We start from the raw sequence: 23,052 nt of genomic DNA, 5'->3' as shown, positions 1-23,052 counted from the left end.
GACAGACCGGAGATTTCCAGTGAGCGCTCAAAAGACCAGAACCGAAACCGATACGTTCGGTCCCATCGAGGTGGCGGCCGACCGCTATTGGGGCGCGCAGGCGCAGCGCTCCTTGGGCAATTTCAAGATCGGTTGGGAAAAGCAGCCGGCTTCGATCGTGCGCGCTCTCGGCATCGTCAAGCGCGCCGCGGCCGAAGTGAACATGGAGATGAAGCGGCTTGACCCGGCGATAGGCAAAGCGATCGTGGATGCCGCGCAGGAAGTCATCGACGGCAAGCTCGACGACCATTTCCCGCTGGTTGTCTGGCAGACCGGCTCGGGCACGCAGTCCAACATGAACGCCAACGAGGTGATCTCCAATCGGGCGATCGAGATGCTCGGCGGGGCGATGGGCTCGAAGAAGCCGGTGCACCCCAACGACCACGTCAATATGAGCCAGTCGTCGAACGACACCTATCCGACGGCCATGCACATCGCCTGCGCCGAGCGGGTCGTGCATCACCTGATCCCTGCCCTGCACCATTTGCACAAGGCGCTCGACGCCAAGGCCCGCGCCTTCAACCACATCATCAAGATCGGCCGCACCCACACGCAGGACGCCACGCCGCTGACGCTTGGCCAGGAGTTTTCAGGCTATGCGGCGCAGGTCGCCTCATCGATCAAGCGCATCGAGCAGACGCTGCCGGGCCTGCAGGAACTGGCGCAAGGCGGCACCGCCGTCGGCACTGGCCTAAACGCGCCGGTCGGCTTCGCGGAAAAGGTAGCGGACCGCATCGCCGGTACCACCGGCATCGCCTTCGTGACCGCGCCGAACAAGTTCGAGGCGCTCGCGGCGCATGATTCCATGGTGTTCTCGCATGGCGCCATCAACGCGGCAGCGGCCGCGCTCTTCAAGATCGCCAACGACATCCGCCTGCTCGGCTCCGGCCCACGCTCGGGCCTCGGCGAACTGTCCCTGCCTGAAAACGAGCCGGGCTCCTCGATCATGCCGGGCAAGGTCAACCCGACCCAGTGCGAGGCGATGACGCAGGTATGCGTGCAGGTGTTCGGCAACAACGCCGCCCTCACCTTCGCCGGCAGCCAGGGCCATTTCGAACTCAATGTCTATAACCCGCTGATGGCTTATAATTTCCTGCAGTCGGTGCAGTTGCTGGCCGACGCTTCGGTGTCGTTCACCGACAATTGCGTGGTCGGCATCGAAGCACGCGAGGACAACATCAAGGCCGCGCTCGAGCGTTCGCTGATGCTGGTGACGGCGCTGGCGCCGACCATCGGCTACGACAATGCCGCCAAGATCGCCAAGACCGCGCACAAGAACGGCACGACATTGCGCGAGGAAGCCTTGGCCACAGGGCTGGTCAGCGAGGCCGATTACGATCGGCTGGTCCGGCCGGAGGACATGACGCATCCGGGGTAGTTCTCCTCGAAGCGGAGCGGTTGCTGCCGGCAACCTCCCGATTTCGTCAGCCCGGGGTCTCCGCGACGGAGCTTCGCCCCGAAATGACGACGTCACGAGCCTGTCGGCAAATCTCCGAAGCTTGCGCTCGCCAACTTCGGGTTGAGGCTGAGCCATTTCGCAGCAGTAGAATTTACTGCGATAGCCCAACCTCGGGACATGATTTCGCGCGCTGCTGCCGATACTCGAAATATAAGTTCTGTGAACAATGTGTCGTCACATAGGTGGCTTCTGGTGGACAGTCTCCGTCGTCTATCTGTCTGGGCATACAACCCTTTCGGAGAACCGCCATGTCCATCAACTCTTCCGTCGCCAGCAACGGCACCGCGTCCAACAGCTCCACCACGATCCTGCTCGGCCGCATCCTGCTGGCAGTCATCTTCCTGCTTTCCGGCTTCGGCAAGCTTACCGCCATTTCCGGCACCGCCGCCTACTTCGGCGCCCTTGGCCTGCCCGTGCCGACCGTGACCGCCGTTCTCGTCGGCCTGATCGAACTGCTCGGCGGCATTGCCATCCTGGTCGGCTTCCAGACCAGGATCGTCGCCTGGGTGCTCGCAATCTTCACGATCGCCACCGGCCTCGTCGCGCATACCGGTTGGGCCGACCAGATGCAGATGATCCAGTTCCTCAAGAACCTTGCAATCACCGGCGGCTTCCTGTTGCTCGCGTCGTCCGGCGCCGGCGCCTATTCGGTCGACGCCAAGCGCGGCTGAAAACTTCCCTCCCAGGCTTTGAACGCAGGCGGCGCGGAATTTTCCGCGCCGCTTTTTCGTTACAGGCGTAGACTGCGTCGCAGCCGGCACCAGACAAACCGGGCGCCGGCAAGGGAGGTCGCAATGTTCCGCAACGCGTTGCTTCTGATGTCGCGGCTCCTTCTTGCCGCGCTGTTCGTGCCATCGGGCTTCCAGGCGCTTACCAACATCGCCGGCACAATCAATTATTTCGCCGGCCTCGGCCTGCCGCTGCCGACCTTGGCCGCCTGGGGCACCGGCCTGTTCGAGCTGATTGCCGGGCTTTTGATCCTCGTGGGGTTCCAGACGCGCATCGTGGCGCTTTTGCTTGCCGCCTTCTGTGTCGTCGCAGGCTTCATCGGTCATTACGGCCAGGGCGGCGGCGACGCGACCCTCGCTTTCCTGCACCGGCAGATGCTGATGAAGGACATCGCCATTGCCGGCGGCTTCCTGGCGCTCGCCATGGCGGGCGCCGGCGCGTGGTCGGCCGACGGGCGCGGCTTCGGCATAGGCGCTGAGGTGACCTGAGCCGGCCCTACTTCACCGAAACGCTCGGGCCCCCTTCGACCGCCAGCACCAGGCGGCGGTTGGTGATGCGCGCGAGCTGCGCCAGCCGGCCCGCCGGGCGTTCGCCATAAAGGTCGGAAAGCGAGGCTGGCAGCACCAGCGCCAGCGCGCCATTGCCGCGGCTTTCCCATTTCAACCTCGGCATGACGCCAGGCATCGCCGCCGTCAAAAGGTAGACGACGCGCATCATCGCCGCCAGCACGCGGGCGCGCTCGAGCAGGCGCGGCGGCGCCAGCGCCTTGATCTCCGGCGCGATGCCGTCGTTGAAGATGCCGTCATGGCGGTAGGCGTTGGCCAAGGCCAGATAGGCGCGTCCCGGATGATCGACGCCGATGAAGGAGGCATGCGCGATGATGTTGAGCGACTGCCTGCCGCGATATTCGGGATGCGCGCGCCAGCCGATGTCGGCGAGCAGGCAGGCGGCATGGCGGTAGCGCGCCTCGTCTTCCGTCTCATCGATGCCGAAGGCCTTGAACGCCTTGCCGGTCCATTCGACCAGATCATGCGCGTGGTGAACCGATCGCGAGCGCAGCAGCGCCAGTTCCTCGGCCGCCGAGATCAGGGGGTCGGCCTTCTGCTCCTCCGCGTCGAGCAGCGAATAGAGGAAGCCCTCGCGCACGCCCTGCGCCGAAACGACGATCTTCGACGGCTGCATCGCCGACATGATCTCCTGCAGCACGACAGCGCCGTAGGGCAGCAGCGAGCGGCGGTTCTTGGAGACGCCTTCGATCCCCTTCACCTTCTCGACCTCGCCCTTGGCCACCTGCCGGAGGAAGGCCTGCGCGCTTTCGGCCGAAATCTCGTAGTGATGCATGACGCCGAGCGGGTAGTTGTTCATCTCCATGTGCAGCCTGGCGAGGTTTCGCCAAGTGCCGCCGACGGCGTAGAACGCCCTGCCCTGCCCGCCCTTGAGCAGCTTGGCCCGCGCCAGCTCCTGGCGCGCGATCTTCTGCGCCTGGACGAGCGAGTTCTTCGCCATGTCCTGCAGGCGCAGGCCGCCGAGCGGCAGCGTAATGCCGTCGCCGATCGATTTGCTATTGATGTCGATCAACTCAAGGCTGCCGCCGCCGAGGTCACCGGCGATGCCGTTGGCCGGATGGAAGCCGGAGATGACGCCAAGCGCCGAGTAATAGGCTTCCTGGCGGCCGCTCAGCACGCGGATCTCGGTTCTCAGCACCTCTTCGGCGCGATGGATGAAATCCGGTCCGTTGACAGCCTCGCGAGCGGCGGCGGTGGCCAGCACATACATGTGCTCGGCGCCCGCCTGCTCGGACAGCGCGCGGAAGCGGCGGAATTCCTCCATCGAGCGCGTCACCGCTTCGGGGTCGAGCTTGCCCGTCGAAACGATGCCGCGGCCAAGGCCAGCCAGCATCTTCTCGTTGAACAGCAGCGAGGGCGAGCGCGCCAACCCCTCATAGACGACAAGGCGGATCGAATTCGACCCGATGTCGATTATCGACAGTGGCCGCCGGTCCTGGAGCCGGCCCTGGGAAACTGCAATCACGCGGCGCTATTCTTCTTGCGGCGCTTGAACTGGGCGATGCGCCTGGGCGCATGAGATTTCAGCGCGTCGCCCCGTCCGGAGAGGCTCGGATTGGTCATGAAATATTCCTGCGCGTTGAACGGCTCCTCGCCCTCCTCCAGCACGACGCGCCTGGAGGTGCCGTCAGCCAATACGTCGAAACTTTGCTGGTTGTCCATGATGTTGCCCAGCATGATCTGGCCAAGCACCTGTTCATGCACAGTCGGGTTTGTGATCGGCACCAAGGTTTCGACCCGGCGGTCGAGATTGCGCGGCATCATGTCGGCCGAAGAGATGTAGATGATGGCCTCGTCGGACGGCAGGCCGTAGCCGTTGCCGAAGCAGTATATGCGGCTGTGCTCGAGGAAGCGGCCGACGATCGATTTCGCCCTGATGTTCTCCGAAAGGCCCGGCACCTGCGGCCTCAGACAGCAGATACCGCGCACGACGAGATCGATCTCGACCCCGGCGCGGCTGGCGTCGTAGAGGGCGTCAATGACGGTCGGGTCGACCAGTGCGTTCATCTTCATCCAGATGCGCGCCGGCCGTCCTTCGCGCGCATGGACGACTTCCTCGGCGATGTGCTTCAGGATGCGCTTGCGCAGCGTGAACGGCGACACGGCAAGACGCATCTCCTCGGCCGGTTCGGCATAGCCCGTGATGAAGTTGAAGATCTGCGCGACATCGCGCGCGATCGTCGGATCCGTGGTGAAGAAGGAAAGGTCGGTGTAGATGCGGGCGGTGACCGGGTGATAGTTGCCGGTGCCGAGATGGACGTAATTGCGCAGCCGGCCGTCCTCGCGGCGCACGACGAGCGACATCTTGGCGTGGGTCTTCAACTCCAGGAAGCCGAATACGACCTGGACGCCTGCCCGTTCGAGATCGCGCGCCCAGCGGATGTTGGCCTCCTCGTCGAAGCGCGCCTTGAGCTCGACCAGCGCTGTCACCGACTTGCCGGCCTCGGCGGCGTCGATCAGCGCGCGCACGATCGGGCTGTCGTTCGAGGTGCGGTAGAGCGTCTGCTTGATCGCCACCACCTCCGGGTCGGCCGCGGCCTGGCGCAGGAACTGCACCACCACGTCGAAGGATTCGTAGGGGTGGTGGACGATGATGTCCTTCTCGCGGATGGCTGCCAGGCAGTCGCCGCCATGCTCGCGGATGCGCTCGGGGAAGCGCGGATTGTAGGGCGTGAACTTCAAGTCGTCGCGCGGAATGGCGACGATCTCGGAAATCTGGTTGAGCGCAAGCGGCCCGGTCAGCACGCTGATACGGCTCGACGAAACGCCGAGCTCGCCGGCGACGAAATCGCGCAGTTCCCCCGGCATCAGCGTGTCGAACTCGATGCGGATCACCGAACCGCGACGGCGCCGCTTCAGCGCCGTCTCGAAGAGACGCACGAGATCTTCCGACTCTTCCTCCACCTCGATATCGCTGTCGCGGATGATGCGGAACGTGCCCGAGCCCTTGACCTCATAGCCGGGGAAGAGCTTGCCGATATAGATGCCGACAGCCTCCTCGAGCGGAATGAAGCGGACATGGTTCTTGCGGTCGGGCAGGCGGATGAAACGCTTCAGCGCCACCGGCAGGCGCAACAGCGCGCTCATCGCCTCGCCATTCTTTCGATGGCGCAATTGCAGGGCGATGGAAAAGCCGAGATTGGGGATGAACGGGAACGGGTGCGCCGGGTCGATCGACAGCGGCGTCAGCACCGGGAAGACCTGCTCTTGGAAATGCTCCTCCAGCCAGGCCTTCTCATCTTTGCTAAGCGCGTCGCGGGTGATGCTCTCGATGCCTTCCTTGTTGAGCAGGGTCATCAGCGCCGAGAGGCTCTTCTGCTGGTCTTCCTGCAGGCGCTCGACCTCGCGCAGCAGCTGTTCGAGCTGCTGCTCGGGGGTGCGCCCGTCGGGGCTTTTCAGCACGATACCCTCGCGCACCTGGCCGGCAAGACCGGCGACGCGGACCATGAAGAACTCGTCGAGGTTGGCGGCCGAGATCGACAGGAAGCGCACGCGCTCGAGCAGCGGATGATGCTCGTTGAGCGACTCTTCCAGCACGCGCCGGTTGAACTGCAGCCAGGAAAACTCGCGGTTGACGAAACGGTCCGGATTGCCGCCGTCCGGGCTCGCCGCCTCGACGGTGATGAACTCGCTCTGCACCGGCTTCAGTTCGTTCATGGTTCCCGCTCTTGCCCGCAACTGTCCCTAAGGCGCGCCGCTCATGCCGTTCGGCGACGCTCTACCATCTGTATGTGACGCATGATCGTCACGGAATCGCTCCGTGCCCGGCCCATGCGCTTAACCGGCTCAACTTACCCTCTGGCAGCCTTTTGCGACAGTTTGATTTCATCGATCTTGCAAACTGGCCTGTTATGCTCCAGATGCAGACCGGTCACACCCACTGGCCGAACCCGATTGGAGACGACGATGGCAGGCGGCAGCATTCCCCATTTCCAGAACGACGCGGGCCATCCGGTCATCGAGATCGGCGTCAGGGAGTTCATGTGCACTGGCGCCAACCCGCCTTTCGACCATCCGCATGTGTTCCTCGACATGGGTGACGACAATGAAAAGGTCTGCCCCTACTGCTCGACGCTCTACCGCTATTCGCCCTCGCTGAAGGCGACGGAGACGCGGCCGGCCGGCTGCCTTTACATCGATCAGGCTGCCTGAGCTTTCCCCGACCATGATTGAGGCGCGGTCCCGGCAAATCGTCATAGCCGGGGCAGGTATCGCCGGGCTGACCGCGGCGCTCGCCTTTTCGGCCCGCGGCTTCCGGGTGAAGTTGTTCGAGCAGGCAAAGCACCTCCTGGCGGCCGGCTCAGGCCTCCAGCTATCGCCCAACGCGACCCGCATCCTGCGCCGGCTTGGCGTGCTCGACCGCCTGTCGCCAAACGCGGTCCGGCCCGAAGCGGTGGTGCTGAAGGACGCGAAGAGCCTGCGCGAGCTTGCGCGCGTTCCGCTTGGCCAGGTTGCCGAGCAGCGCTGGGGAGCGCCGTATCTGGTGGCGCACCGGGCCGACCTGCAGGCGGCCCTGACGGAGGAAGTGGCGGGGCAGCCCGAAATCGAGCTTGTCACCGGTGGGCGGGTGACCGGCATCGCGTCCGACCCGCGAAGCGTAACCGCGACGGTCGAGATCGATGGCGAAACCACGCCTATCGCGGGCGGACTGCTGGTCGGCGCGGACGGCGTGTGGTCCTCGGTTCGCGCAGAGCTTGCCGGCAGGGACCCCGCCTTCACGCAAAGCCGCTTTTCTGGCCGACTGGCCTGGCGGGCCACGGTAGCGGTCGACAGCGCCGCCGGGCGGGCTTTTGCCGAGATCGGCGCGGCGGGCTGCGTCACCACCTTCCTGCATTCCGGCTTCCACATGGTCGCCTATCCAGTGAGCAAGGGCCGCACCGTCAACCTCGCCGCCTTCACCAAAGGCGAGCGTATCGCGGAAGGCTGGTCGGGTCACGCCGATCCGTCCATCCTGTCCAATGCAATGCGTGGCACCGCCGCAACGCTCGCGAAACTCGCCGCGCTGGCCGGGCCGTGGACGGCGTTTCCAATGCATACCGTCCGGCAACAGCGCTGGACGGTTCCGCAAGGCATCGCGCTGATCGGCGACGCGGCGCATGCCATGACGCCGTTTGCGGCGCAAGGTGCGGCCATGGGCATCGAGGACGCCTCGATGCTTGCCAATCTGATCGCAGATTTTTCCGGCGACACCGAGCGTGCCCTCGCCGCCTGGGAGAATCTCAGGCAACCGCGCGTCGAAAAGGTGCTGAGGCGCGGCGCGCTCAACCGGACGGCCTGGCACGCCTGGGGGCCTGTTGCGGTTGCCCGCAACCTCGTTCTGGCGACGCGACCGCCGGAAAAACTCGCCTCCGACCTGGACTGGCTCTATGGCTGGGAAGAGCCGAAAGTTGTGAGGCGATAGAGCGCCCAAAAACCGTAAGGTGAGCTGATCAGTTATACAATCTCAACGACCACCCCAGCGATATCGGCAGCGGGTTCCACCAACCGGTGCGCAGCCCGGCGGTGCGCAGTGCCGCCGCCGTCCAGGTGTTGCAGCCGATCAGCGCGTTGAAATGGCCGTTGGCCTCATAGAACCGGTCGTACGGCGAGTAGCCGGCATTGTCGATCGCGACCGGGCCGGTCTGGAAACTCGCAGCGATGTAATCGAGGAGTGCCGCAAAATGGGCCTCGTCGATATCGAAACGGGCCACATCCGGATGCGGCTCCTCGATCATGCCAGCAACATCGACATGCATCACCGAGGCGTCGAGCGTCAGCGCCTTCAGAACCGGCATGGCCTTCAATCGCGACCAGGTCGGCGTCTCCAGGTAGAATGCGCGGCCGCCCCAGCCGAAAACGATATTGCGCGCTTCCGGCGCGTCGACCGGCAGGCCGGCGCCGGCCAGGAAGCCAAAGCGCTGGCGCACGCCGTCATCGAGGGGCACGGCGATGTCGGTGTGGATCGGGTTCCTCAGCACCAATATGTGCCGCGTCCTCTCGCCTTTGGCGGCCGCTGACCAGAGAGGACGCGGCACCAGCGTGCCGAGCGCGACGGCGAGAACGACCGCGACAACCGTCAGGGCCAGGAAACCCAGGAATTTTTTCATCGGGCACGGCGGTTCCGTCGCATCTGAACGGTGTGATCCTTACCCGATCGCCCAAATGCAAAAAAGCCCGGCCGTCTCGCGGCCGGGCTTTTGGAATGACGTTGAATCGCTCAGTGCAGTATCTGCGACAGGAACAACTTCGTGCGCTCATGGCGCGGGTGGTCGAAGAATTCGGCCGGCGTGTTCTGCTCTACGATCTGGCCCTGATCCATGAAGATCACACGGTTGGCAACCTTGCGGGCAAAGCCCATCTCGTGGGTGACGCACAGCATGGTCATGCCCTCTTCCGCCAGCCCCACCATCGTCTCCAGCACTTCCTTGATCATCTCCGGATCGAGCGCCGAGGTCGGCTCGTCGAACAGCATGATGCGCGGGTTCATGCATAGCGAGCGCGCGATCGCCACGCGCTGCTGCTGGCCGCCGGAGAGCTGGCCCGGATATTTGTTGGCCTGTTCCGGGATCTTCACGCGCTTGAGGAAATGCATGGCGATCTCCTCGGCCTGCTTCTTCGGCATCTTGCGCACCCAGATCGGCGCCAGCGTGCAGTTCTCCAGGATGGTCAGGTGCGGGAACAGGTTGAAGTGCTGGAACACCATGCCGACCTCGCGGCGCACTTCGTCGATCTTCTTCAGATCGTTGGTAAGTTCCTTGCCGTCGACGATGATCTTGCCCTTCTGGTGCTCCTCCAGCCGGTTGATGCAGCGGATCATGGTCGACTTGCCGGAGCCGGACGGACCGCAAATGACGATACGCTCGCCACGCATCACCTTGAGGTTGATGTCCTTGAGCACGTGGAATTCGCCGTACCATTTGTGCATGCCGACGATGTCGATGGCGACATCGGTGGTCGAGATATGCATCTTCTTGGTATCGACCTTGATTTCTTCGGCGCTGACGGCGTTCTCGGTGGCCATGGCAGGTCCCCTTTTGTTTTTAGCGTTTGTGGCCGGTGTCGAGCCGGCGTTCCGTATACATTGAATAGCGCGACATGCCGAAACAGAACAGCCAGAAGACGAAAGCGGCGAAGATCAGGCCGGACCTGGCTGTCTGCGGCGTCGCCCAGTTGGCATCGGCAAAATTCTGCTTCACAACGCCGAGCAGGTCGAACATCGAGATGATCAAGACCAGGCTGGTGTCCTTGAACATGCCGATGAAGGTGTTGACGATGCCCGGAATGACAAGCTTCAGCGCCTGCGGCAGAACGATCAGCCCCATCTTCTGCCAGTAGCCGAGGCCGAGCGAATCGGCGCCCTCATACTGACCCTTGGGGATCGCTTGCAGGCCGCCGCGTATAACCTCCGCCATATAGGCAGCGGCAAATAGCGATACACCGATCAGAGCCCGCAGATACTTGTCGAAACTAACACCCTCGGGCAGGAACAGCGGCAGCATGACGCTGGCGAAGAACAACACCGTGATCAGCGGAATGCCGCGCACCGTCTCGATGAAGACGACACACAGCCATTTGATGATCGGCATCTTTGAACGGCGCCCGAGCGCCAGCATCACGCCCACCGGCAGCGATACGGCAATGCCTACAAAAGACAGGCTGAGCGTGACCAACAGTCCACCCCATCGAGGGGTTTCGACATGCGGCAGGCCGAACACGCCGCCGACAAGCAGAAAGAAGGCGACGATCGGCAGCGCCACGAAGAGCAGGAGCGCGTTCAGCCCCTTGCCAGGCACGCGCGGGACGAGCATCGGCACCAGCAGAGCCACGAACAGGATCGCAACCATGATCGGCCTCCAGCGCTCCTCGACCGGATAAGTGCCGAACATGAACTGGCCGAACTTGGCATTGACGAAGGCCCAGCACGCGCCGGTCCAGCCGTCGGGCCGGATGCCGCCTTGCGTGGCGGTCGTGCATACCGTGCGGTCCGGCCCGGTCCACACGGCATTGATGAAGGCCCAGTTTATGACCTGCGGCAGGACCCAGACCACAATGGCGATGCCAAGCACGGTCAGGATGGTGTCGCCGACCGAGCCGATCAGGTTCTTGCGCACCCAGGCGTAAGCGCCAGTCTCGGTAGATGGTGCAGGCTGCGCGAGCGCCATCTCGGTGCGCACCCAGGACATATCGTGTTCCTGCATGGCCCTACCTCTCCACCAGCGCCATTCTGGCGTTGACGATGTTCATGACGAAGGACGTCACCAGGCTCAGCACCAGATAGGCGATCATCATGATGAATACGCCCTCGACCGCCTGCCCGGTCTGGTTCAGCACCGTGCCGGCTGTCGCGGTCAGGTCCGGATAGCCGATGGCGATAGCCAGCGAGGAGTTCTTGGTCAGGTTGAGATACTGGCTGGTGAGCGGCGGGATGACGATGCGCATCGCCTGCGGGATCACCACCAGCCGCAGAACCGGGCCGGAGCGCAGGCCAAGTGCCGCCGCGGCCTCGGTCTGGCCCTTGCTGACGCCAAGGATGCCGGCGCGCACGATTTCAGCGATGAAGGCTGCGGTGTAGAAGGAGAGCGCCAGAAGCAGCGACAGGAATTCTGGCTTGACCCAGAAGCCGCCGGTCAGGTTGAAAGTCGACTGTTTCGGAAAATCGAAAGTGAGCGGCATGCCACTCAGCAAGAAGGCGAGCACCGGCAGGCCGACAATCAGGGCTACGGACGTCCAGAAGACCGGGAATTGCTGCCCGGTCGCCAATTGCCGCAACCGCGCCCTTCGGGCGACAAACCAGGCCATTGCAATGGCGAGCAGGAAGGCGACCCCGATCAGCCAGGAACCGTCGCCCCAGACGGCGCGCGGAAAATAGAAACCACGCTGGTTGAGGAAGGAGCCGAACGGCAGATGGATGCTCTCGCGAGGCGGCGGCAGCACGGCCAGCACGCCGGAATACCAGAAGAAGATGACCAGCAGCGGGGGGATGTTGCGGAAAATCTCGACATAGACCGTGCAGATCTTGCTGATCAGCCAGTTCTTCGACAGGCGGCCTATGCCAACGGTGAAGCCTATGATGGTGGCAAGGACGATGCCGGCGACGGCTACGATGATGGTGTTGAGCAGGCCGACCAGAAGCGCACGGAAATAAGTCGAGTCCGAAGTGTAGGCGATCGGCGTGTCGGAAATGTCGAAGCCGGCCCTGTTTCTGAGGAACTGGAAGCCCGAGGCGATGTGCAGTCGCTGGAGGTTCTCGATGACGTTGTTGACGATCCACCAAATGGAGCCGAAGAGGAGAATAACGACAAGCGTCTGGAAGAACAGGCCGCGTATTCTGGGGTCATTGATGAAGGAGCCGCGACTGGGCTCCTCGCGAAGGATTTCCTGCGAAGCCATGGACCGTCCCCTGGAAAGAGAAACCGGGAGACAGACGACCTGTCTCCCGGATCAGGCTTCGATCAGCGGATCGGCGGACCATATTGCAGGCCGCCCTTGGTCCACAGCGCGTTGATGCCGCGCGCGATCTTGAGCGGGCTGCCCGAGCCGACATTGCGCTCGAACATTTCGCCGTAATTGCCGACCGCCTTGACGATGTTGACGACCCAGTCGTTGGAGAGGCCGAGGTCGGCGCCGTACTTCCCGTCGGGCTCGGTGCCCAGAAGGCGCTGGATGTTCGGGTCGGCCGAGGTCTTCATCTCATCGACGTTGGCCTGGGTGATGCCGGCCTCCTCGGCGTTGAGCAGAGCGAAATACGTCCAGCGCGCAATATGCGCCCACTGATCGTCGCCTTGGCGCACGGCCGGGCCGAGCGGCTCCTTGGAGATGATCTCGGGCAGCACGACATGGTCGGCCGGCGAAGAGAGGGTCAGGCGGATGCCATAGAGGCCGGACTGGTCGGTGGTGTAAGCGTCGCAGCGGCCTGCGTCATAGGCGGCATTGACCTCCTCAAGCTTCTCGAACACGACGGGATTATATTCCATCTTGTTCTTCTTGAAGTAGTCGGCGAGGTTGAGCTCGGTCGTGGTGCCGCTCTGCACGCAGACGGCGGCGCCCGAAAGCTGCAGCGCGGAGTTCACGCCCGGCAGCTTCTTGGCGTTGATCATGAAGCCCTGACCGTCATAGTAGGTGACGCCTACGAAATCGAGGCCGAGCGCGCTGTCGCGGTTGCTGGTCCAGGTGGTGTTGCGCGACAGGATGTCGATCTCGCCCGACTGCAAGGCGGTGAACCGCTCCTTGGCGCTGAGCGGGGTGAACTTGACCTTGGAGGCGTCACCGAAAACGGCGGCCGCAACAGCGCGACAGTAGTCCGCGTCGATGCCTTTCCAGTCACCCTTGTCGTCCGGCGCCGAAAAGCCGGCGAGACCGGTCGAGACGCCGCACTGGAGAAAGCCCTTCTGCTTTACGGTATCAAGCGTGCCGGCCGTAGCGGCGGACGCCATGAACCCGAGTGCGGCGGCGCCAAGAATGCCGATTGCAATATGTTTCATGACCCACAGACCCTTTTCTTTCTGTTACAAGCGTCCCTGCTGCCAAGCTACGCTTGATTTTTTTTCGTTTGTGAATGCAGCTCCCACTTCAAGGCCCACTCCCGGACCCGCATCGATTGCCGATGCGCTGCCTCCCATTCACGCTTCGCATCGAAGGCGATTATTCCTGTGAGGTCAAGAGCAATGACCGAATCCGCAGAGGTTTGAAAAGCAATCGCCGCGAATGCCTGAATTGCGGACAAGAGCATATGAAATCGGCAGGCCATGCGCATAAATCGTTCAAGTCGCGCCGTCGCGGATCCGTGACCTCGCGGCAGAATCCGTTCGGAAATAGCGGTGCTCTATTGGACGTGCGCGCCGTCGGATTGGCCCAGCGGAAGCCCGACCCTTGGCAGGCCCGGCGCGGTTGCGCGGGCTTTGCCACCGCTCTATGGCTGGCCCCACTGAGATCTTTCGACAGGCAGCAAAACATGGCAAAAGACGACATCAAGATGGGCACCAACACGTTGCTTGCCCATTCCGGCAACAACCCGCGCGACTATTTTGGCTTCGTCAACCCGCCGGTCGTGCACGCCTCCACCGTGCTTTACCCCGATGCCGCCTCGATGGCCGGACGCAGCCAGAAATACACTTACGGCACGCGTGGCACGCCCACGATGGACGCACTGACGCTCGCGGTCGATGCGCTGGAAGGCTCGGTCGGCACGGTCGCGGTGCCTTCGGGGCTGGCGGCGGTGACGGTGCCGCTGCTCGCCTTCCTTGCCGCGGGCGATCACCTGTTGATCGTCGACAGCGTCTACAACCCAACGCGCCATTTCGCCGACACGATGCTGAAGCGGCTCGGCGTCGAGGTCGAATATTACGCGCCGCGCATCGGCGCGGGCATCGCGTCGCTGATCAAGCCCAACACCAGGGCGGTCTTCACCGAATCGCCGGGATCGAACACCTACGAAATCCAGGACATACCGGCGATCGCCAAGGCGGCACATGCGGCCGGAGCTATCGTGATGATGGACAATACCTGGGCGACGCCGCTCTATTTCAAGCCGCTCGACCATGGCGTCGACATCTCGATCCATGCGGCGACGAAATATCCCGCCGGCCATTCCGACGTTCTGCTCGGTCTGGTTTCGGCCAACGAGGCCTGCTGGACCAAGCTTTATGACGGCTTCTGCACTCTGGGCTGCTGTTCCGGTCCGGACGACGTCTACCAGGTGCTGCGGGGCCTGCGCACCATGGGGGTGCGGCTCGAGCATCACCGCAAGAGCGCGCTCGATATCGCGCGCTGGCTGGAACAACAGCCTGGCGTCGCGCAGGTGCTGCATCCGGCGCTGGAAAGCCATCCCGACCATGCGATCTGGAAGCGCGATTTCGGTGGCTCCAGCGGGATCTTCTCGATCGTGCTCAACGGCGGCGGACAGAAAGCGCAGCACGCTTTCCTCGATGCGCTCAAGATCTTCGGCCTTGGCTATTCGTGGGGCGGCTACGAGAGCCTTGCCGTGCCGGTCTTCCTCGGCGACCGAACCATCGCCAAGGGAGCTTACGCCGGCCCACTGATCCGTCTGCAGGTCGGGCTGGAGAATGTCGAGGATCTCAAGGCCGACATTTCGCGCGGGCTTGCGGCGGCGGCCGCCGCCGGGTGACAGGCCCGGGGCTCCGCCACGGCAGCAGACAAGCCTGGGCCGAAGCGCTAGCATAGTATCCACTCGGGAACCTTTTGCCGGCAGGCGCATCCAATCGCGGATGCAACCGTTGCCGGGAGATCGGAGCGAGATGAGAAGGCCTGCTATTGAAGCCGCCGAAACCGGTGCGGCCGAGGCCGGCGACATGGTGTTGGTGCGCCGGGCTCTCGCGCGCGATCCGGACGCGTTCCGCGCCATCATCAAGGTGCACAACCAGAGGCTCTACCGCATTGCGCGCGGCGTGGTGCGCAACGACGCCGAGGCCGAGGACATCGTGCAGGAGGCTTATCTGCGCGCCTTCGCCAATCTCGGCGCCTTTCGCGGCCAGGCGTCGCTTTCCACCTGGCTGTCGCGCATCGTCATCAACGAAGCGCTTGGCCGACTGCGCAAGCGCAAGCGCATCGCGGCGATGCCCGAAAATCCGGAGGCCGAGATCATTCGGTTTCCCTTGAATCCTAGTGACGATCCGGAGCGGACGATGGCGCAGCGGCAGATCCTGGGGCTTGTCGAACGGGCGACCGACAGCCTTCCCGATGTCTATCGAACGGTCTTCGTCGCCCGTGTCATCGAGGGCCTCAGCATCGAGGAAACGGCCGACCTTCTGGCCGTGCGGCCTGAAACCGTGAAGACGAGGCTGCACCGCGCGCGAACGCTAGTGCGCAAGGCGCTCGAAGACGAGATTGGCCCGGTGCTGCTTGACGCCTTCCCCTTCGCCGGCCGGCGCTGCGAGCGGCTGACGCAAGCGGTGATGAGAAGGCTGGGGTTCGAGCACTGATTTCGGTCCGTGGCCGTTTTCGCGGGAACGTTTGGCTCCTTCCAGCATCCAATGGCAGCCCACACCAGATGAAGCCCGCGGCAAGCGCCGCCGGGCGAAGGAGATGCCATGTTCATGCGAACGACCACTGCCCTCGCCGCCCTCTTGTTCGTCGGCACGGCGCCGCTGGCGCTAGCCGCCGAAAAGCCCACCGACCCGCAGATCGCCCATATCGCCTATACGGCCGGCACGATCGATATCGAGGCGGCCAAGCTGGCGATCAAGAAGTCCAAGACCAAGGAGGTCGTTGATTTCGCCAAGGACATGGAGCGCGACCACGAAGCGGTGAACAAGCAGGCGCTCGACCTGGTGAAGAAGCTGAAGGTCACGCCCGAGGACAACGACACGAGCAAGGCGCTGGCCAGTGCCGCCAAGGAGGAGCGCGCCAAGCTGGAGAAGCTCAAGGGGGCTGATTTCGACAAGGCCTATATCGAGAACGAGGTCGCCTACCACAAGCAGGTCAACGGCGCGCTCGAGACCCTGCTCATACCCTCGGCAAGCAACTCCGAGCTGAAGAGCCTGCTGGAGACCGGCCTCAAGATCTTCCAGGGGCACGAGCAGCATGCCGAACATGTCGCCGGCATGCTGAAATGAGGCCGCAGCTTCTTGCCTCGGTGCTGGCGCTGGCGCTTGGTGCGTCACCGGCGCTCGCGGCGACGATCGAGGTGACGATCGACAAGCTGGTCTTTTCGCCGGCAAGCCTTCAGGCCAAGGTCGGCGATACGATCGAATGGACGAACAAGGATGTCCTCGCCCACACCGCCACGGTGAAAGGCGGCTGGGATGTGATGATCCCGGCAAAGTCGAAGGGCAAGGTCACGCTGAAGGCGGCGGGAGCGGTCGATTATTTCTGCCGCTTCCATCCCAACATGAAGGGCCATGTCGAGGTGGCCCCTTAGCCTGCCGTCGGGAAAGCGGGGCGCACCGGCGCCTTGTTTTCCCGCGATCGTCACCTAATGATGATCGTCCTTGTGCCGATGCCGATGCGCAGCCTGTTTTGCCCGGTTGCCGCAGGCAGCCATGCTGCACCAGCGGCGCCGGTGCCCCCGGGTATGATCGGCAAAAAGCAACGTGCAGGTTGGACCTTCGCAAGCCTTCACCTGTGAAAAATCCTCGGTGCAGACAAGTCTGGCCAGCGCCTCTCCAATCGGCAGAAGAAGCGCATCGGGGGTCCGCCATTTGCGCTTTGTCTGAAGCGCGAACGGCGCGCCGCCGCCAGCAGGCGCAATCCGGCTGAAGGTCTCGTCGCGTTCCAGCAAGCGGTTGAGCGGGTCGAGCTCCGCCATATCGGCGCCCGTCAGCCCCCGTCCCTTGCGCCCATGCACGAAACGCCTGAACCATTCGCGCAGATGCCGCGCCTGATCGGCCACGTTGTCGAGTTCTCCAGGCAACGCCCGATTTCGCATGTCCGCCAGGACTTCCGGCGGTGCCAGTTGCGCCTGCCCCAGCCAATCCAGCAAGCCCTCGCCGTCGGCGATCCAGTCGACAGGCATGTCGAGCGGCGTTGCGATCGAGTTGAGGAAATCCAGGCCGGGCGTGTCGCCGACAAAAAGCGCGGGTGTGCGGACCATCGAAACTCCATTTCACGCAGGCGGACTCTGCCGCGAGCATCCATCCAAACACGACTCCGTGATAACCGGTTTGGATCTTCTTGACAAGTTATGCCTTTCACCCGTAACCATTGCGAGGCCTTAAATCCGGTTATCTGATCCATAAAAGAAATAAGCATGGGCTTGATGGACGGAGGAGGTCGAAGCCTTTAGCAATCCGGTACTCACGCTGGAAATCTGTCGGTACCACTGCCAAAGCAATCCGGAAACTCCGGCAGGCGCCTAATCGTATGTAACCCCTTAAAATGAGATTTAAAAGTTATGATGACGGAGAGAAAAATGACCGCATACAGGACGGCAAATGTTGACGGCTTCAATATCTTCTACCGCGAAGCTGGCCGGCCAGGCGCGCCGAAACTGCTCTTGCTGCACGGCTTTCCGAGTTCGAGCCATATGTTCCGCGACCTCATTCCGCTTCTGGCTGACCGCTTTCATATCGTCGCGCCCGACCTGCCGGGTTTTGGCCGTTCAGACATGCCGCAGGCCGGCAAATTCACCTACACGTTCGACCGCATCGCCGAAATTATCGACCGCTTCACCGAGGTGGTGGGCTTCGACCGCTATGTCGTCTATGTCTTCGACTATGGCGCGCCGACCGGCTTCCGGCTGGCGGCAAAACATCCCGAGCGCATCGCGGCGATCATCTCGCAGAACGGCAATGCCTATGAGGAGGGGCTGAGCGAGGGCTGGAATCCGATCCGCGCCTATTGGCAGGAGCCCTCGCCCGCCAACCGCGAGGCGCTGCACGGTTTCCTGAAGCCGGAAGCGGTCGCCTGGCAATACACGCATGGCAGCCCGCAGGAGGCGGTCTCCCCAGACGGCTACTCGCTGGACAATTTCTACCTCGCCCGGCCTGGCGCGCATGAGGTGCAGCTTGACCTCTTCGGCGACTACAAGAGCAACATCGCCCTCTACCCTGCCTTCCAGGCCTATTTCCGTGCCCACAAGCCGCCTTTCCTTGCGGTGTGGGGCAAGAACGATCCGTTCTTCCTGCCGCCCGGCGCCGAGGCGTTCAAGCGCGACATGCCGGATGCGGTGGTGCGCTTTCTCGACACCGGCCATTTCGCGCTCGAAACCCATGCCAGGGAAATCGCCACCGCCATTGGCGACTTCCTCGGCTGAGCAAGCAAGGAGAACCGGCTTGACGAGAACCGTCGCCGTCGTCACCGGCGCCAACCAGGCCTCGACCAGGCCTCGGTCATCAGGCGACGCGGAATTTCTTCGCGCTGCCGTTGGCGAAGTCCGTCCGAAGGAGGGCAATTATATGATTGCCTGGAATCGCGTAATGCGCGCGCATGTCCGGCGCGCGATAGAGGATTACGACCGGCTCGGAACTGACAGGTTCTTCGCCGAGCACGGTTTTGAGCCGATCACCACATACGGCTGCCAGGCCGATTCCACAAATGGCCGTAACACCTTGCCGCGATTGATAAAGCCGAGGCCGCGGGCGGCACATCAGGCGCCGCTCGCGCGCAATAATATTCTCTCCGGCTGAGAATGTTGAGATTGGATTGGCTTCCAAATCCCTCGCTTCACCGGCATTGCGAGCAACCCCATCTCCTCGATACAGGATCCACCATGGCGTTTCGCCTCTTCGTTCCGATCCTTGCCGGCGCAACGCTGCGCGAGCGGCTGCTTGCCTGTATGGGCGCGACCATCGGTATCGCGCTCACCGGCATGATCAGCGGGCTCGTGATGGGCAGCGGCCCGCTTGTGGCGATGCTGGTGGCGCCGATGGGAGCATCGGCCGTACTGCTCTTTGCCGTTCCGTCAAGCCCGCTGGCGCAGCCCTGGTCGATCGTCGGCGGCAACACGATCTCGGCGCTGGTGGGCGTGACGGTGGCGCATTTCGTGCATGACACGGTGATCGCCTCCGGTCTTGCGGTAGCGCTGGCGATCGCCGCCATGTCCTTCACGCGATCATTGCATCCGCCGGGCGGGGCCGCAGCACTTACCGGCGTGCTCGGCGGGCCGGCGGTTGCCGCGGCTGGCTTCCTGTTCCCGTTTGTACCGGTAGCGCTGAACTCGGCCATCCTGGTTGCGCTCGGCCTCCTTTTCCACAAGCTGTCGCGGCGCAACTATCCTCATGTGCATGTGCCGGCCACCAGCGGTCACGGCACCGCCGACCGGCCGCCAGCCGAGCGCATCGGGTTCCGGCCCGAGGATGTCGATGCGGCGCTCTCAACGCTCGACGAGACCTTCGACATCGACCGTGACGACCTGGAGCGCCTGCTGCGCCAGGTCGAGTTGCAGGCGATGGTGCGCTCGCAGCGCACGCTGCTTTGCCGGGACATCATGTCCCGCGATGTCATCTCGGTGCCGGAGACGGCTTCAACCGAGGAGGCGCGCAACCTGCTGATGGACCATAACATCCGCATCCTGCCGGTGGTCGACGCGGACGGCCGGCTCGCCGGCGCAATCGGTCTGCGCGAGCTGGCGAGAGCGACCGACACAGTGAAAATGGTGATGTCCAAGGCCAGCACAGCCTCGCCCGACATGCCGGCCATGAGCCTGCTGCCGCTATTGACCGATGGGCGCAGCCATGCGGTGGTGATCGTTGATGGCGGCCGGCATATCCTCGGGCTGATCACGCAGACTGACCTTCTGGCGGCGACGGCGCGCGTGCAGCAGGCAGGCAAGGCGCCGTTGAAGGCGGTAGCTTAAGGGCAATTCCAGGACAGCTGATGACGGTTTCCGCCCGGACTTGCATGGAAACAAATCCTTCGAGCGGTTCTGCGCCTCCATGAAACGCTGAACCGCTCCAGGCAAGCCGCTCAGCCGGGCAGGCCTGCCGCCCGGTCGAGACGCCGCGCGGCGCGCCTGGTTTCGTCCGGCCGAGTGAGGTGCGCCCATGAACCGTCATAGACGGCCTGCCTCCGCTCGATCCAGGCGCTCAGGCCTTCGCGCAGGTCTGCTGTCGGAGCCATGCGGGCGAATTGCTCCGCTTCCACCAGCAAGCCTTCCGCGATGCTCGAGTTGATGCCACGGGTCACCGCTGTGAGGATGCCAGCGACCGCCGCGGGTGAATGACAGACAATGCGGCGGGCAAGGTCAAGGGCGGCCCGCATAAGCTCTTGATGGGGGACGACCTGGTTGACCAGGCCAAGCTCGGCGGCGCGCCCAGCCGAGAATGTCTCGCCGGTCAACAGCAGTTCCAGCGCGCGTTTGCGACCGGCAAGCCGTGGCAGGCGCTGCGTGCCGCCGAAGGTCGGCGGCATTGCAAGCCTGATCTCCGGCTTGGCGAACAGCGCCCGGTCGCTGGCGACGGCCAGCGGCACAGCCTCGGTGATCTCACAGCCGCCGCCAAAGGCAAGGCCGTTGACCGCGGCAATGACCGGCTTGCGGAAAGCTTCCAGCCGCGCCGTCAGGCGCTGGCCGCGCATCACGAAATCGCGCAGCGCGACATCGGTGCCCTCGGCCACGCTCAACGAGAATTCGCGGATATCGGCGCCGGCGGAGAAGGCCCGCTCCCCTGCCCCCGTGAGGATGACGGCGCCCACGCCGTCGTCCGTCTCGATCCGATCGAGGAGCCAAAGCAGCCGGTCGATCAGCGCGTAGTTCAGCGCATTCAGCTTGTCGGGGCGGTTGAGGGTGAGGATCGCGACGCGGTCGCGCGTCTCGCTCAGTACAAGCTCGATCATGGTTTTTCCTTTCAGCAGTTTGCCTGAAAAGGAGAGCAGGCTCTCGCTTGCTTGTATATTCACTAGTCGGTATACATTCATGATGAGCGAGCAGCCCAACCCCACGCGAAAACGCCTTGTCGATGCAGCGACCAAGCTCTTCTATGCCGAAGGCATCGGCCGCGTCAGCGTCGACGCGGTGGCCGAAAAGGCAGGACTTCACCAAGCGCACGCTCTACTATCATTTCAAGAGCAAGGACGATCTGATCGCGGCCTATCTCGAAGGGCGCGACCAGCCTAATCTCGAGCAGATGGCTGGCTGGTTCGAAGCGGCGGAAGGCAATGCCGACAAGAAGGTCGAGGCGATCTTCACCAATCTGGCGCGGATTGCCCGTCATCCCAAATGGAAGGGCTGCGGCTTCCTGCGCACGGCGGCCGAACTCGCGGCTATGCCGGGGCATCCGGCGGTGAAGGCCGGAGCGCGCCATAAGACCAATTTCGAGAAATGGCTGGCCGGAGCTCTTTCAGACCATGATGTCGGCGAGGCCAAGATGCTGGCTCGCGAGATCGTGCTTTTGATGGACGGCGCCTTTTCCAGCATGCTGATCCATCATAACCCAGACTACGTCGCCGCCGCCGGCCATGCCGCAGCGACGCTCGTACGGGCGAGGATGGCGAGCGAAGGCGCCCACAGCCATTCCAGCAAACGCGCTTAGAGCCCGTTTGATAAAGGGTTGAGTGTCAGCTGGTTGCGTGATTCAAGCTCGGGATGTGGACTCGAGAGAGCCGTAACCGGATGGCCGAACGTGAGAAGCGAGCCAAGCGTTACCCGAGCGATCTGACGGATGTGGAGTGGCAGATAGTTCGCCCGCTTCTGGCTGCGCCGCCTAAGCTCGGGCGCACGCCCACGACGGACCTGCGCGAGGTGCTGAACGCCTTGCGGTATCTGGCTCGTTCCGGCGGTGGCTGGCGGATGCTGCCCGAGGATTTTCCGCCATGGGAAACGGTCTACTGGTGGTTTCGACGCTTTGTGCGCCGCCTGATGTTTCGCACGATCCACGACGTGGCACTGATGCTCGACCGGGAACGCGAGGCGCGCGAGCAAAGCCCGTCCGCAGCCGTTGTCGATAGTCAGTCGGTAAAGGCGCCTTCGGCCTCGTCCGGCGGCGGCTACGATGCGGGCAAGCGGATCAAGGAACGCAAGCACCACATCGCAGTCGACACCGATGCGCAATTGTTGATGGTCAACCTGACCACGGCCGACATCTCCGACAGCGCGGGCGCGCAGGAGATCAAATCGGCGATCCGCAGGCGCTGGCCATGGCTCAAGCACCTGTTCGGCGATGGTGCCTACGACCGCACCAAGCTGCTCGACGCAGCCGCGTTGCAGGACTTCACCGTCGAGATCATCCGCCGGTCTGACGATGTCTCCGGCTTCAAGGTGCTCCCCCGACGCTGGGTTGTCGAGCGCACCTTCGGCTGGATGATGCGCTGGCGAAGGCTCGTCCGCGACTATGAGAAGCGTCTCGACGTGTCGGAGGCGATGATCCATCTTGCCATGGCCAGCAACCTGCTCCGGCGCCTTGCATGAACCCCGTTCTGCTGCACACTATACCTATATGGAAGAGCAACCCACAGACCGACTGATCGATCAACGCATCCGCAATCGGATCATGGAAGCCGTCGAAACCTTGGCCGACGGCGACGAAGGCGTGCGCCGCGAATGGCCAACGGAATATTTTGAGAGTTTCTACGACTGGGTTCCTCATCGCGGGGATGGTGGAATGCGCTCAAACAGTGCGATCAGCCCGGACGAAAAAGCTCTGCTACTCGAAGTGAGCGGCATTCTCGATGATGCCTGTGATGCCACGCCGGGCAACATGACCGCCGACGAACTTATCGCCACAGGCTGGCCAAAGCGCATACAGACTGTCGCCTACAAGGCGCTCACCCTCATGCGCGTGCGAGGCCGGTTTAGCGAAGAGACCGAGGAGGACGCGCCCTCGGGGTGATCCGACCGCAAACCTGCATACTCAAACGGACGCTTAGCGGAAAGGCTCGGCGAATTCGCCG

The 23,052-nt window shown here is 63.3% G+C and carries 23 protein-coding genes and 1 pseudogene; 15 read left to right on the top strand and 9 right to left on the bottom strand.

The window, feature by feature from the left end; genetic code table 11:
- The first annotated feature begins 19 nt into the window (after positions 1-19).
- The 3 genes from fumC (at position 20) to ACR64R_RS05975 (ending at position 2,715) form a co-directional block, all read left to right on the top strand.
- The gene (gene fumC / locus ACR64R_RS05985) at positions 20-1,417 is read left to right on the top strand and encodes a class II fumarate hydratase (RefSeq protein WP_487360765.1); all 1,398 of its coding nucleotides are present in this window, start codon (positions 20-22) and stop codon (positions 1,415-1,417) included.
- Between the two features lie 329 nt (positions 1,418-1,746).
- On the top strand, positions 1,747-2,169 hold the full coding sequence (locus ACR64R_RS05980; protein WP_487360764.1) for a DoxX family protein: 423 nt from the start codon (positions 1,747-1,749) through the stop codon (positions 2,167-2,169).
- 123 nt (positions 2,170-2,292) lie between these two features.
- Positions 2,293-2,715, top strand: coding sequence for a DoxX family protein (locus ACR64R_RS05975; RefSeq protein ID WP_487360763.1), 423 nt, complete (start codon positions 2,293-2,295; stop codon positions 2,713-2,715).
- Positions 2,716-2,722: 7 nt separating this feature from the next.
- Here ACR64R_RS05975 and ppx read toward each other — a convergent pair whose 3' ends face one another.
- Both ppx and ACR64R_RS05965 read right to left on the bottom strand, forming a co-directional pair.
- On the bottom strand, positions 2,723-4,258 hold the full coding sequence (gene ppx / locus ACR64R_RS05970; RefSeq protein WP_487360762.1) for an exopolyphosphatase: 1,536 nt from the start codon (positions 4,256-4,258) through the stop codon (positions 2,723-2,725).
- Positions 4,255-6,450 carry an RNA degradosome polyphosphate kinase gene (locus ACR64R_RS05965; protein ID WP_487360761.1) on the bottom strand — a complete coding sequence of 732 codons (2,196 nt, stop codon included), beginning with the start codon at positions 6,448-6,450 and terminating at the stop codon, positions 4,255-4,257. Before ACR64R_RS05965 ends, ppx begins: the two co-directional genes overlap by 4 nt.
- A gap of 249 nt (positions 6,451-6,699) precedes the next feature.
- On the opposite strand from ACR64R_RS05965, the gene ACR64R_RS05960 reads away from it, so the two are divergent.
- The gene (locus ACR64R_RS05960) at positions 6,700-6,945 is read left to right on the top strand and encodes a zinc-finger domain-containing protein (protein WP_487360760.1); all 246 of its coding nucleotides are present in this window, start codon (positions 6,700-6,702) and stop codon (positions 6,943-6,945) included.
- 13 nt (positions 6,946-6,958) lie between these two features.
- The gene (locus ACR64R_RS05955) at positions 6,959-8,194 is read left to right on the top strand and encodes an FAD-dependent monooxygenase (RefSeq protein WP_487360759.1); all 1,236 of its coding nucleotides are present in this window, start codon (positions 6,959-6,961) and stop codon (positions 8,192-8,194) included.
- 28 nt (positions 8,195-8,222) lie between these two features.
- Here the strand turns inward: ACR64R_RS05955 and ACR64R_RS05950 are convergent, their stop codons facing one another.
- The 5 genes from ACR64R_RS05950 to ACR64R_RS05930 form a co-directional block, all read right to left on the bottom strand.
- The gene (locus ACR64R_RS05950; protein ID WP_487360758.1) at positions 8,223-8,879 is read right to left on the bottom strand and encodes a TIGR02117 family protein; all 657 of its coding nucleotides are present in this window, start codon (positions 8,877-8,879) and stop codon (positions 8,223-8,225) included.
- Positions 8,880-8,989: 110 nt separating this feature from the next.
- The gene (locus tag ACR64R_RS05945; RefSeq protein WP_487360757.1) at positions 8,990-9,793 is read right to left on the bottom strand and encodes an amino acid ABC transporter ATP-binding protein; all 804 of its coding nucleotides are present in this window, start codon (positions 9,791-9,793) and stop codon (positions 8,990-8,992) included.
- A 19-nt stretch (positions 9,794-9,812) separates the two neighbouring features.
- Positions 9,813-10,970, bottom strand: a complete 1,158-nt coding sequence (locus ACR64R_RS05940; RefSeq protein WP_487360756.1) for an amino acid ABC transporter permease — start codon at positions 10,968-10,970, stop codon at positions 9,813-9,815.
- Positions 10,971-10,974: 4 nt separating this feature from the next.
- The gene (locus tag ACR64R_RS05935; RefSeq protein ID WP_487360755.1) at positions 10,975-12,162 is read right to left on the bottom strand and encodes an amino acid ABC transporter permease; all 1,188 of its coding nucleotides are present in this window, start codon (positions 12,160-12,162) and stop codon (positions 10,975-10,977) included.
- 62 nt (positions 12,163-12,224) lie between these two features.
- Positions 12,225-13,253 (bottom strand): amino acid ABC transporter substrate-binding protein, encoded by a 1,029-nt coding sequence (locus ACR64R_RS05930; protein ID WP_487360754.1) that lies wholly within the window; start codon positions 13,251-13,253, stop codon positions 12,225-12,227.
- A 470-nt stretch (positions 13,254-13,723) separates the two neighbouring features.
- Here ACR64R_RS05930 and ACR64R_RS05925 point away from each other — a divergent pair, with 470 nt between their 5' ends.
- The 4 genes from ACR64R_RS05925 to ACR64R_RS05910 all read left to right on the top strand — a co-directional run bounded on the left by ACR64R_RS05925 (position 13,724) and on the right by ACR64R_RS05910 (position 16,648).
- Positions 13,724-14,896, top strand: a complete 1,173-nt coding sequence (locus tag ACR64R_RS05925) for a cystathionine beta-lyase (RefSeq protein ID WP_487360753.1) — start codon at positions 13,724-13,726, stop codon at positions 14,894-14,896.
- 130 nt (positions 14,897-15,026) lie between these two features.
- Complete coding sequence (locus tag ACR64R_RS05920; protein WP_487360752.1) at positions 15,027-15,710, top strand: RNA polymerase sigma factor; 684 nt, start codon at positions 15,027-15,029, stop codon at positions 15,708-15,710.
- 108 nt (positions 15,711-15,818) lie between these two features.
- On the top strand, positions 15,819-16,343 hold the full coding sequence (locus ACR64R_RS05915; RefSeq protein WP_487360751.1) for a DUF4142 domain-containing protein: 525 nt from the start codon (positions 15,819-15,821) through the stop codon (positions 16,341-16,343).
- A complete protein-coding gene (locus ACR64R_RS05910) occupies positions 16,340-16,648 on the top strand; it encodes a cupredoxin domain-containing protein (RefSeq protein WP_487360750.1) in 309 nt (102 codons plus the stop codon). The genes ACR64R_RS05915 and ACR64R_RS05910 overlap by 4 nt, the downstream gene beginning before the upstream one ends.
- 54 nt (positions 16,649-16,702) lie before the next feature.
- On the opposite strand, the gene ACR64R_RS05905 is transcribed toward ACR64R_RS05910, so the two are convergent.
- Positions 16,703-17,320, bottom strand: a complete 618-nt coding sequence (locus tag ACR64R_RS05905) for a CGNR zinc finger domain-containing protein (RefSeq protein ID WP_487360749.1) — start codon at positions 17,318-17,320, stop codon at positions 16,703-16,705.
- A gap of 318 nt (positions 17,321-17,638) precedes the next feature.
- Between ACR64R_RS05905 and ACR64R_RS05900 the strand changes: the two genes are divergently transcribed.
- The 3 genes from ACR64R_RS05900 (at position 17,639) to ACR64R_RS05890 (ending at position 20,023) form a co-directional block, all read left to right on the top strand.
- Positions 17,639-18,481 carry an alpha/beta fold hydrolase gene (locus tag ACR64R_RS05900; protein ID WP_487360748.1) on the top strand — a complete coding sequence of 281 codons (843 nt, stop codon included), beginning with the start codon at positions 17,639-17,641 and terminating at the stop codon, positions 18,479-18,481.
- 163 nt (positions 18,482-18,644) lie between these two features.
- Complete coding sequence (locus ACR64R_RS05895) at positions 18,645-18,854, top strand: ScoMcrA-related endonuclease (RefSeq protein ID WP_487360747.1); 210 nt, start codon at positions 18,645-18,647, stop codon at positions 18,852-18,854.
- Positions 18,855-18,937: 83 nt separating this feature from the next.
- Positions 18,938-20,023 (top strand): HPP family protein, encoded by a 1,086-nt coding sequence (locus ACR64R_RS05890; RefSeq protein WP_487360746.1) that lies wholly within the window; start codon positions 18,938-18,940, stop codon positions 20,021-20,023.
- 110 nt (positions 20,024-20,133) lie between these two features.
- Here the strand turns inward: ACR64R_RS05890 and ACR64R_RS05885 are convergent, their stop codons facing one another.
- A complete protein-coding gene (locus ACR64R_RS05885) occupies positions 20,134-21,000 on the bottom strand; it encodes a crotonase/enoyl-CoA hydratase family protein (protein WP_487360745.1) in 867 nt (288 codons plus the stop codon).
- A gap of 82 nt (positions 21,001-21,082) precedes the next feature.
- Here ACR64R_RS05885 and ACR64R_RS05880 point away from each other — a divergent pair.
- The 3 genes and pseudogenes from ACR64R_RS05880 to ACR64R_RS05870 all read left to right on the top strand — a co-directional run bounded on the left by ACR64R_RS05880 (position 21,083) and on the right by ACR64R_RS05870 (position 22,991).
- A pseudogene (locus ACR64R_RS05880) lies at positions 21,083-21,695 on the top strand (TetR/AcrR family transcriptional regulator).
- Positions 21,696-21,748: 53 nt separating this feature from the next.
- Positions 21,749-22,570: an IS5 family transposase gene (locus tag ACR64R_RS05875; RefSeq protein ID WP_487360744.1), complete on the top strand. Its 822-nt coding sequence runs from the start codon at positions 21,749-21,751 to the stop codon at positions 22,568-22,570.
- Positions 22,571-22,598: 28 nt separating this feature from the next.
- On the top strand, positions 22,599-22,991 hold the full coding sequence (locus ACR64R_RS05870; protein ID WP_487360743.1) for a hypothetical protein: 393 nt from the start codon (positions 22,599-22,601) through the stop codon (positions 22,989-22,991).
- Positions 22,992-23,052 lie beyond the last annotated feature (61 nt).

This window comes from Mesorhizobium sp. MC2-1-1 (assembly GCF_057597255.1).
Note: the sequence above shows the minus strand (reverse complement) of the source record. Positions and strands in the feature narration are given on the sequence as shown.